Here is a 2,660-nt window from a genome sequence, read left to right as displayed (position 1 = left end):
CCTTGCGGCCGAGGCCCGGCAGCACCACGTCGAAATTGCCCGAGGCGAGCTCGCGCATCGCCTTGCACATCGCGATCATCGGGCGCGAGATGCCGTTGCCGAGCATCAGGGCGAGCACGGCGCCGATGGCCAGGCCGCCCAGCGCCAGCATCAGCATCAGCCGTTCGGTCTCCCCGATCGTTGCATTGGCGCTGGCCTCGATGCGCTGCTGATCGGCGGTCAGGTCCGATCGCAGCTCACCCGAAAGCTTGAGGATCGACGCGGCCGTCTTGGTCATCTCGCCATTCGACTTGACGATGACCTTCACGTTCTCCGTCAGCTTGGCAAAGGAGGTGCGGTACTGCTTCAGCAGATTGCTGATCTCGGTGACGCGGTCGGTGATCTTCTGGTCGCTGGCATAGATCGAGACCAGCAGGGTCTCCAGGAACTTGATGCGGGCGATCACGCCGTCGGCGGTCTTCGGCTCGGGCTTGGCGACGAAGGCGCTGACCGAGGTGGAGACCGCGAGATATTGCGAGGTGATGTCCTTGGCCGTGGTCTGGACCGAGGCGAGCCCGGCGAGCGCTGCGGTATCGGCAAGGTCGTCGAACTTGAAGCGGATCTTGTTGCCGACGCTGTTGAGCTCATCGGCCGCGATCTTGTTGTTCTCGCGCGTCAGGGTGATGATCTCGCCGAATACTTTCGTAAAGCGCTGGAACTCCGCCTCGAGCTTGCCGACCTGCTCGCGGCGCCCGGCGCCGGTCGTGGCGGACGTCGACTTGGCGATCGCCGCCTTCAGATTCTCTTCGGCCGCCTTGGCCGCGGTCTCGTCGTCTGCCGCGCCGGTCAGCGTATAGGCCCGCGCCAGTCCCTGGTAGGCGATCAGCTCGCGGTCGACGGTTCGCGCGAGGTCCGCTTCCGCCACGCTGGTCCGGTAGGAGGCCACGGCGGCCTGGATCCGCTCGAAGCCGAAATAGGCGAAAGCCATGCTGACGGCGAGGATGGCTAGCACCGCCACGAAGCCGAGGATGATTTTTGCGCGAAAGCGCAAGGTTGGCAGTTTCGATGTGTTCGGCTTGGACTTGACGGACATTCCCCCACCCCATTCCATTCGCGGAAAACCAGGCGCAGCCCGGAAGCAGCCCGCTCCCCGACTCGTGTGCACGGTAATTGGCAAAGGATAAGCGGCGGTAAATTTGCGGCGTCGCAACTTGCGGTTCGGTGACGCGGGGGAATGCCCACCGTCGTCGTCCCGGCGAAGGCCGGGACCCATAACCACAGGATTGAATTTGGCGATGGCTCGGAGTTACCGACTGCACTCCATAACTTCTCCCTGGGAGTATGGGTCCCGGCCTTCGCCGGGACGACATTGGAGTGGAAGGCGCCAGCGGCAATCTCTTCACGTCGTCCTGGACAAGCGAGCGGAGCGAGCGCCGATCAGGACCCATAACCACAGGGAGTGGTTTGACGAAGACTCGGAGTTGGCACCGTTCGTCCCAACTATCCGCTGGGATTATGGATCCCGGATCGGCGCGCGCCTGAGGGCGCGCTTGTCCGGGACGACAGCGGAGTATGAGGCGATAGCGAGGTCTTCAAGCGCAAAGCGCCCAACGTGCAGCGGCGCTTACGCCGCCCGGATATTCGCCATGAAGCGGTCGAGCTCGGCGCGAAGGCGGGTGCTTTCGGATGACAGCGTCTTGGCGGAGTTCAGCACCTCTTCCGAGGCAGAGCCCGTCTCGGCGGCGCCGCGGTTGACCTCGCCGATGTCGGTGGCTGCGGTCTGGGTGCCCTGGGCGACCGTCTGGACGCTGCGCGCGATCTCCTGGGTCGCGGCGCCCTGCTGCTCGACGGCGCTCGCGATCGACGTCGAGATCGACGAGATCTGGCCGATGGTCGCGCCGATCTCCTTGATCGCGGCAACCGACTCGGCCGTGGCGCCTTGCATGCCCGTGATATGGGAGGAAATCTCGTCGGTCGCCTTCGCCGTCTGGCTGGCCAACGACTTCACTTCGCTGGCAACCACTGCAAAGCCGCGACCGGCTTCACCGGCGCGCGCCGCCTCGATGGTGGCGTTGAGCGCCAGCAGATTGGTCTGCTCGGCAATCGCGGTGATGAGCTTGACCACTTCGCCGATCTGCTGGGCGGCATGCGAGAGCTTGCCGATGCGGCTGTCGGTCTCCTTGGCCTGCACCACGGCGGCCTCGGCGATACGGCTGGAATCGCGCACCTGGCGACCGATCTCCTCGACCGAAGCCGAGAGCTCTTCCGTTGCGGTGGCGACCGACTGCATGTTGCTGGAGGCCTGCTCGGAGACACCGGCGACCTGGCTCGACAGGCTCTGCGTGGTCTCCGCGGTGCGGGTCAGCGTGGACGCCGCGGATTCAAGCTGCACGGCCGAGGCCGAGACGTTGGAGACGATGGCGCCGACCGCGCTCTCGAAGTCGTCGGCAAAACGGATCAGTTCGGAGCGGCGGGCGGTCGCCAGTTCCTTGTTCTGGGCTTCGCTGGCGGCAGCATCGCGCTCGGCCTTGGCGACGGCCTGAACCTTGAACTCTTCGACCGCGCCGGCCATCTCGCCGATCTCGTCCTTGCGGCCGAGGCCCGGCAGCACCACGTCGAAATTGCCCGAGGCGAGCTCGCGCATCGCCTTGCACATCGCGATCATCGGGCGCGAGATGCCG

The 2,660-nt window shown here is 65.4% G+C and carries 1 protein-coding gene and 1 pseudogene; both read right to left on the bottom strand.

Annotation, left to right across the window (positions count from 1 at the left end):
- Nucleotides 1-1,072: pseudogene (locus tag A3M7_RS0137605) on the bottom strand (methyl-accepting chemotaxis protein); the annotation flags it as partial.
- 531 nt (nt 1,073-1,603) lie between these two features.
- Nucleotides 1,604-2,660, bottom strand: a 1,057-nt coding sequence (locus A3M7_RS0137600) for a methyl-accepting chemotaxis protein (RefSeq protein WP_027548485.1), incomplete at its 5' end; no start/stop codon positions are given.

Source organism: Bradyrhizobium sp. WSM2254 (assembly GCF_000472645.1).
Classification (GTDB): Bacteria; Pseudomonadota; Alphaproteobacteria; order Rhizobiales; family Xanthobacteraceae; genus Bradyrhizobium; species Bradyrhizobium niftali.
Note: the sequence above shows the minus strand (reverse complement) of the source record. Positions and strands in the feature narration are given on the sequence as shown.